Here is a 7,297-nt window from a genome sequence, read left to right on the forward strand (position 1 = left end):
CCCACCTCCGCCGTCTCGCCGAAGGCATGGCCCGCATCCAGCGCCGCAATGTTGGCGTCCGCCAGCGCCGGGGTCTTCGCGAACTTGGCCCGCAGCCAGTCATGCAGCGGCTGGCGGTCGCGGTCGAACATCCACAGCGCCAGCCCCAGCGTCCACATGTTCTTGCAGCGCAGCGCCTCCTTCTTGCCGAGCCCGAAGGGGGCCACCGCATCCAGCGTCATCTGGCTGATGTTGAACGCCAGCACCTGAAAATCCGCCAGCGCGCCGCTTTCTATGGGATTTGCCTCATACCCCGCCTTCGCAAGATTGCGCGGCGTGAACTCGCCCACGTCCGCGATAATCACCCCGCCCCGGCGCACGGCGGCAAGGTTCACCTTCAACGCCGCCGGGTTCATCGCCACCAGCACGTCGATCTCGTCGCCCGAGGTCTCGATGTCCGCCGAGCCGAAATTGATCTGGAAGGAGGAAACCCCGAACGTCGTGCCCGTCGGCGCACGGATCTCGGCGGGAAAGTCCGGAAAAGTGGCAAGGTCGTTACCGCTGAGCGCGGTCGAGAGCGTGAACTGCCCGCCGGTCAGTTGCATCCCGTCGCCCGAATCCCCGGCGAAGCGCACCACCACCGATTGCTTCTGATCTTCCGAAACGCGCGACTTCAGGTCTTCAAAAGCCGTTGCCATATGCGCCTCATCTGCCCGCCCCGTTCATCCGAAGCGTTGCATTCAGGCCAGCATCGCGGCACTTTCGACAAAAAACGCGGCTCGCCCGCGATATCTGGCGGCTTACAACCCCGATGCCTCCGCACGCGGCGTCGGCATCGTCCGTTCCCAGACCTCGGCGGCAATGGCGATGGTTCGGGCATGCCGCCGGGCAATCACGCTTACGTCCGCCCCGTAGCCGCCACCCATCACGGTCACGAACGGCACTCCGCTTTCCAAACACTCTCGCGCAACGAACCTGTCGCGGGCTTCCAGCCCATCATCGCTCAGGGCCAGCCGACCGAGCCGGTCCTCCGCGTGCACGTCAACCCCGGCATTATAGAACACAAGCTGGGGCCGGTGCATCTCCAGAATGCGGGGCAGGCTCACCTCCAGCCGCTTCAGGTAGGTGGCGTCATCCGTGCCCACGTCCAGCCCGATGTCGAGGTCGCTGCGCGCCTTGCGCACCGGAAAGTTCGCCTCGCAGTGCATGGAGAAGGTGAACACCCGCGGCTCACTCTCAAACATCACCGCCGTTCCGTCCCCCTGATGCACGTCAAGGTCCACCACCAGAATACGCTCCACCGCGCCTTCCGCCAGCAACTGCCGCGCCGCGATGCCCACGTCATTCAGCACGCAATAGCCCGAGCCGAAACCGGGGTGCGCATGGTGGCTGCCGCCCGCCGTGTTGGACGCCGCCCCCACTTCCAGCGCCTTGCGTGCCGCCCCCAGTGTTCCTCCCGAGGCATGACGCGCACGCCGCAGCACCTGCCCCGTCACCGGAAAGCCGATGCGCCGCTCGATTGTCGGGTCCACCGCCAGCGCCAGCAGTTGCTCCACGTACAGCGCATCATGCGCACCGCGCATCGCCTCCGCCGCCACTTCGCTCGCGCTGCGGAAGACGGCATAGCCGTCGCTGCCCAGCAGCTTCAGCTCCTTCACCACCGCCTCGTACTTGGACATGGGGAACCGATGGCCCGTCGGCAGCGGCGCTACATAGTCAGGATGATGGAAAACCGGATACCGCGTCATCCCCGCAATATCGGAGGCCCGCCCCTGCCCGTCCAGCCCCCGTACCCGCAGGTTCAGCCGGGGTTTCCGGCGTTCTGCCGCCATGGGGCTTTGCGGGATTTGCAGGCGTCGCACCTCAAATCCGAACACCCTTGCCGAACCCCCTGCAAAAGCGCGCAAAACCGGCTAACACCGCTGCCATGAGTGAACCGTCTTCCCCGCCCGCACCCAAAACGCCGCGCCGCGCCATTCTGGCCATTGCCATTCCGGCGATGATCACGAATGCCGCCACCGGGCTCATCGGCCTCGTGGACACCTGGGTGATCGGACAGGCGGCCAGCGCCACCCTGCTGGCCGCCACCGGCATGGGCTCCACCGCCTTCACCACGCTCCTCACCCTGTTCAACGTGCTGCGCATGGGAACCACCGGCCTCACCGCCCGCGCCCACGGCGCAGACGATGTGCCGGAGCGCAGCGCCGTGCTGGCGCGGGGGCTGGCGGTGGCGGCCGGGCTCGGCCTCCTTCTGCTGTTGGCAACGCCGCTGGTGCTCGGCCCGCTGCTGAACAGCTTCGGCGCCAGCGCCGCCGTGCGGGAAGGCGCGCACACCTACCTGTCCATCCGCTGGTGGGCAGCCCCTGCCGTTTTGCTGAACATGGCGCTGGTCGGCTGGCTGCTCGGCCTGCAGCGGGCGCGCACCGTGCTCGCCATCGAGGTCGGCTACAACCTCACCAACGCCGCGCTCAGCATTGTGCTCGCCCTTGGCCTTGGCTGGGGCATCGCCGGAGTGGCCGCCGCCAGCCTGATCGCGGAGTTCGCCAAGCTCACCGCCGCCGTCCTGTGCGTGCGCCCCCATGCTCCACTGCGCCGCCTCGCCGCCATCCTGCGGCAGGGGGCAACGTGGCGCGGCCCGGCCATCGCCGCCCTGTTTGCCGTCAACCGCGACCTGCTGCTGCGCACGGCTCTTCTGATGGTCTGCATCTACGTCCTCACCCGCACCGGCGCGCGGCTGGGGCCGGTGCCGCTGGCGGCCAACACGGTCATCCTCCAGTTCTTCCTGCTCGCCTCGCTGGTGCTGGACGGGTTCGAGGCCGCCGCCCAGACGCTGGGCGGCGCGGCCGTCGGCGGGCGGGACGGACGCCGCTTCTCCGGTCTCGTGCGCGGCTGCTTTCAGGGGGCGTTCATCGCCAGCCTCGGCATTGCGCTAGTCTATACCTTCGGCGGCCCGGCCATCATCCGCGCCTTCGCCAAGGATGCCGCCACCGCCGCTTACGCCAACCAGCATCTGGTGTGGGGCGTCATCGCCCAGTTCTGCGGCTTCGCCAGCTTCGTGTTCGACGGCATCTACATCGGCGCGGGCTGGACCCGGCAGATGCTGCTCACCATGGCGGCCGGGGCATTGGCCTTTTTTACAGGCGTGCTAGCTTTGGTGCCATGGCTTGGCAACGACGGCCTGTGGCTGGCCTTCTGCCTGCTCATGACGGTGCGATGGCTTGGCCAGTGGGCCTTCTATCCGCGCCTGTACCGCCAAACCTTTGCTGTTTCTCACGGAGCCTGACCATGAAGATGCTTGAGGAAACCGAGGCCTTCCTGTCCCGCGTTCTGGTGCCCGGCGCGCCCAAGCCCACGAGCCTGCCCATCGAGCAGGCCCGCCGCATGGTCAACGGCGCTGTCGATCTGCTGGAGCGCCCGGCAACCGCCCTGCCCCGCATCGAGACCCTGACCATTCCCCGCCCCGGCGCTGGCTCCGAGGCCGAGGCGGAGACAGAAGCAGGCGGCGAGATCGAGGTGCGCCTCTACGATCCCCTGCTCACCGGGGCGGATGCGCCGGTTGTCCTGTTCCTGCACGGCGGCGGCTGGGTGTTCGGCAACCTCTCCACCCACAACAGCCTGTGCGCTGACATCGCGGACCGGCTCGGCCTGCGCGTGCTGGCGGTGGATTACCGGCTTGCGCCCGAGCATCCTTTCCCCGCCGGGCTGAAGGACTGCCTTGCCGCGGCCGAATGGCTCGCCTCCTCGCCAGAGGAACTGAACGGCCGCGTCACCGGCCTTATCCTTGCGGGAGACAGCGCGGGCGGCAATCTGGCCGCCGTCCTCTCCCAGCAGCTTGCGGGCAAGGGTGCCACGCCTCTGGCCGTGCCGGTGCTGGCCCAGCTGCTGCTCTACCCCGCCGTTGACATGATCGGCACCTACGCCTCGGCGGAGAGCTTCGCGCAAGGCTACATGCTGGATGAGGAAGACCTGATGTTCTTCACCCGCTCCTACCTGCCCAAGCGCGCCCTGCGGGCGGACCCGCGCGTTTCTCCCCTGCGGGCCGAGACGCTGGAGGGCCAGCCCCCGGCGGTCGTCGTCACCTGCGGGCTCGACCCGCTGCGGGATCAGGGCCGCGCCTACGCCGACCGGCTGGAGGAGGCGGGCGTGCACGTGCATTACGAGGAGATCGCCGGGCAGATCCACGGCTGCTTCAGCATGCGCAAGGCCCTGCCCTCGGCGCACGAGCGCCTGATCCGGTGTCTCGACATCCTGCGCGCGATGATCCACTAAGGCCGCAGAATCGTTTCTCCGTCAGGCTCCCCCCAACCATCATCGACAAGGGTTGCTTATGTCCGTCGATCCCACCACGCTTCCGTACCGTCCTTGTGTCGGCGTCACCCTGTTCAATCGGGACGGTCTGGTGTTTGTGGCCCGCCGCATCGACACCGAGATGGAAGCCTGGCAGATGCCCCAGGGCGGCATTGATGAGGGCGAGGACCCGGCCGTCACCGCCCTGCGCGAGCTTGAGGAAGAGATCGGCACCAACAAGGCCGAGATCATTGCGGAATCCTCAGGCTGGCTGACCTACGACTTGCCGCCCGAGCTGGTGGGCAAGGTGTGGAAGGGCCGGTATCGCGGCCAGACCCAGAAGTGGTTCGCCATGCGCTTCCTTGGCGAGGACAACGACATCAACCTGGAGACCGCCCACCCCGAGTTCTGCGCGTGGCGCTGGGAGCGGCTGGAGCGCCTGCCCAACCTCATCGTGCCCTTCAAGCGCAAGCTCTATCAGGACATCGTCAGCGAGTTCGCCCACCTCGCCAAACCCCAGCCCTGACAGCCGCGCCACGCTGACAGCCCCATAATCCTGACATCCTGAACGCCGTTCGGGCCGGGTTGCCATACCCGGCTGCTGCACGTGTGCGCCTGAAATCGGCCCGCTCGCCGAGCCCTCACGAATTCATCAAATATTATAGCTAGTCAAAAGCACGGAACGAATGCGGGCCAATGTCTATTTATTAATTCTGACATCATGATGTGCAGATACCGTTGATTTGAATCGAGGTGGCCCATGCTCACCCACCTTTTTCTGCTACGCGCTTCGCAAGTTATTGTTACGGTCGCAATTCTTGTTCTGCTGGCAACGCTGGCGTTATTCGGCTCCTGGGCGATCGAGCGCAGCCGTCTTCATTCCGTTGCCACCTCCATTGCCGCCCGGTCTGGACGGCTGGAAGACCAGCTCGCCCAGCTGACGGCGTGGGTGTATGCCAACAAGGGGTTCGAGAAGAACCCCAATTACTTCCTCTGGAAGCGGCTGGACGCAACGCCGATGCAGGTTCTGCAGCACGGCGGAGACTGTGAGGACAAGTCCAAGCTCCTCTCCACGCTGGTTCAGGAGCTGGGCGTTCCATCCACCATGGCCATGCTCTACCACTGCGAGGGAGACTGCCAGCCGGTGCATACCGTCACGCTGGCCAAGACGGAGAATGGCTGGACGCCCTTGGATGCTGTGTACAATATCACCTTCCGCAACCGGGACGGCAGCACCGTTCCGGTAGAGCAGATGATCCGCCAGCCGCACCTGCTGAATGCCCGCCTCGACCAGTTGGCCGCCCTGCGCGGCCCCACGGACAAGATCACCCGCTACAAGCGCCGCCTTGAGACCTATACCCACCTGACCACCGTCAACTGGGACAAGAACGCGCTCACCCGCTCGGTCGCTTCGGTCATCCGCTGGTTCGGCGGCGATCCGCGCCTGACGCCCCGCCCGCTGTTTCTTGACGACCCCAAGCAGTTCTTCTCGATCGTCGGCTTTATCCTCACGGTTGTGCTGTTGCTGCTTGCCTTCACGCTTGATCGGATCCGGCGGCGGCTGATCGCCCGCAGTCAGGCAGGGGACGGCCCGGCGGCGCTCCGGCCCGGCTACTCCGGCATCTCGGGCGGCTGAGCGCTTCCCTCAGCCTGACCGGGCCATGCTGGCGGACTTGGCCGAGATCACCCGCCACAGCAACTGGGAAGCCACGGTGTAGAGCCAGCCGCTGGACTTGAGGTCGGCAGCGCGCAGCACCATGCGCACGGCGTTCTCGATGTGCGGGCGGCGATAGAGCTGCAAGGCGCGGCGTTGATACTCCCGGCCGTAGTTCATCGCCTTGAAGTCGGCCTGACGGTCCCGCTGCAATACATTCGCGGCAAAGAAGGCGTAGCCCAGCTCCTCGTCCTCCGCCTCCTGCATCCGCCCGAAGGCGATCTTCAGCCGCGCCCAGGTGGAAAGCCGGGTACGCTGCTGGTAGCGCCGGAAGTGCCTGGCAAATAACTGGTAATGGAAGAACTCGTCAGAGGCGATGCGACCGGCCACCGCCTTCAGCACCGGTTCGTCCGCCCCGTCCCGAATGGCGGAATAGAAGGAGGACGTACCGGTCTCCACCACCTGCCGGGCGATCAGCTCGCCCGCGCGGGAGCCGCGTACCGAGGTGCTTGTCTCCAGATCCAGCGAATAACCGGCCCGGAAGTCGGCCAGCGCCTGCTCGAAGGAAAAGCCTGGATCAGCCAGTTCGGCCCAGCGCCCCAGCGCCGCGCCATGCTGTTTCTCCTCCACGCCCCACTGTTCCGCCGCTGCCACGAAGGCCGCGTCGTCATGGAAGACGTTGCGCAGGTAAACCACGTAATCGGCAGCATTGGCTTCCACCAGCGCCGCCGTCTTCACCACCGCCAGCAGGTCAGCATCCACCTTGGCAGCGTCGAAACGCTCCCACGCAATGTCATCAAGGGTCCAGTGGGCCATGGGTTTGCGCTCCGGCAGTGATGTGTGGGAAGCTGGGGCTCCTTTACGGGAACAGGACCCCAAAACGCAAACGGGGCGCAGTCCTTGCGAACCACGCCCCGTTGGAACTGTGTCGTCGTCGCTTAGTGGCTAACGACAGCCAGCTTGGCCTCAAGCACCGCAACCTGACGCAGCGCGGCAGCGCGTTCGGTATCGGTCTTGGCCAGGGTCACCTCTTCACGGGCAACCGCCAGCTGCTGAGCCAGGGCTTCCGGGTTCAGTTCGGCAACCGGAATTGCCTGCTGAGCCAGAATGGTGAGGCCCTTCTCGTTCACCTCGGCAAAGCCGCCATCGATGAACACGCGCTCCGGAGCCGCACCCGCATCGGCGTGGATTTCAATGACGCCGGGGCGGATGGTGGACATCAGCGGCGCGTGACCGGCCAGAACGCCGAAGTCGCCGCCTTCGCCCGGCACGACCACCATCTCGGCATCCGCCGAGTTGAGCAGCCGCTCGGGGCTCACCAGTTCAAAGTGCAGTTTGTCAGCCATGGGTCTCACCTAGAGCAGCTTTCAAGCAGGA

The 7,297-nt window shown here is 66.1% G+C and carries 8 protein-coding genes; 4 read left to right on the forward strand and 4 right to left on the reverse strand.

Going from position 1 to position 7,297, the window contains the following annotated elements:
• Positions 1–677 (reverse strand): 2-oxoacid:acceptor oxidoreductase family protein (locus tag VIG90_RS17590; RefSeq protein ID WP_331594826.1); only part of this gene is annotated, 677 nt, incomplete at its 3' end.
• A 102-nt stretch (positions 678–779) separates the two neighbouring features.
• Entirely contained in the window at positions 780–1,811 is a 1,032-nt protein-coding gene (locus VIG90_RS17595; RefSeq protein ID WP_331594827.1) for a histone deacetylase, read from the reverse strand.
• Positions 1,812–1,906: 95 nt separating this feature from the next.
• Here VIG90_RS17595 and VIG90_RS17600 point away from each other — a divergent pair, with 95 nt between their 5' ends.
• The 4 genes from VIG90_RS17600 to VIG90_RS17615 all read left to right on the forward strand — a co-directional run bounded on the left by VIG90_RS17600 (position 1,907) and on the right by VIG90_RS17615 (position 5,902).
• Entirely contained in the window at positions 1,907–3,262 is a 1,356-nt protein-coding gene (locus VIG90_RS17600) for an MATE family efflux transporter (protein WP_331594828.1), read from the forward strand.
• Positions 3,263–3,264: 2 nt separating this feature from the next.
• Positions 3,265–4,248 (forward strand): alpha/beta hydrolase, encoded by a 984-nt coding sequence (locus VIG90_RS17605; protein WP_331594829.1) that lies wholly within the window; start codon positions 3,265–3,267, stop codon positions 4,246–4,248.
• A 58-nt stretch (positions 4,249–4,306) separates the two neighbouring features.
• Positions 4,307–4,792, forward strand: a complete 486-nt coding sequence (locus VIG90_RS17610; RefSeq protein ID WP_331594830.1) for an RNA pyrophosphohydrolase — start codon at positions 4,307–4,309, stop codon at positions 4,790–4,792.
• A 234-nt stretch (positions 4,793–5,026) separates the two neighbouring features.
• Entirely contained in the window at positions 5,027–5,902 is an 876-nt protein-coding gene (locus tag VIG90_RS17615; RefSeq protein ID WP_331594831.1) for a transglutaminase domain-containing protein, read from the forward strand.
• A gap of 9 nt (positions 5,903–5,911) precedes the next feature.
• Here the strand turns inward: VIG90_RS17615 and VIG90_RS17620 are convergent, their stop codons facing one another.
• A complete protein-coding gene (locus VIG90_RS17620) occupies positions 5,912–6,736 on the reverse strand; it encodes a ferritin-like domain-containing protein (RefSeq protein ID WP_331594832.1) in 825 nt (274 codons plus the stop codon).
• Positions 6,737–6,858: 122 nt separating this feature from the next.
• Positions 6,859–7,266, reverse strand: coding sequence for a F0F1 ATP synthase subunit epsilon (locus VIG90_RS17625; protein ID WP_331594833.1), 408 nt, complete (start codon positions 7,264–7,266; stop codon positions 6,859–6,861).
• Positions 7,267–7,297: the final 31 nt, after the last annotated feature.

It is taken from the genome of Pedomonas sp. (assembly GCF_036515995.1).
Lineage (GTDB): Bacteria > Pseudomonadota > Alphaproteobacteria > Sphingomonadales > Sphingomonadaceae > Pedomonas.

Bases quoted from the DNA above. Each gene is read 5' to 3' on its own strand.
- VIG90_RS17595 (WP_331594827.1), bottom strand. From the start codon at position 1,811: ATGGCGGCAGAACGCCGGAAACCCCGGCTGAACCTGCGGGTACGGGGG.
- VIG90_RS17600 (WP_331594828.1), top strand. From the start codon at position 1,907: ATGAGTGAACCGTCTTCCCCGCCCGCACCCAAAACGCCGCGCCGCGCC.
- VIG90_RS17605 (WP_331594829.1), top strand. From the start codon at position 3,265: ATGAAGATGCTTGAGGAAACCGAGGCCTTCCTGTCCCGCGTTCTGGTG.
- VIG90_RS17610 (WP_331594830.1), top strand. From the start codon at position 4,307: ATGTCCGTCGATCCCACCACGCTTCCGTACCGTCCTTGTGTCGGCGTC.
- VIG90_RS17615 (WP_331594831.1), top strand. From the start codon at position 5,027: ATGCTCACCCACCTTTTTCTGCTACGCGCTTCGCAAGTTATTGTTACG.
- VIG90_RS17620 (WP_331594832.1), bottom strand. From the start codon at position 6,736: ATGGCCCACTGGACCCTTGATGACATTGCGTGGGAGCGTTTCGACGCT.
- VIG90_RS17625 (WP_331594833.1), bottom strand. From the start codon at position 7,266: ATGGCTGACAAACTGCACTTTGAACTGGTGAGCCCCGAGCGGCTGCTC.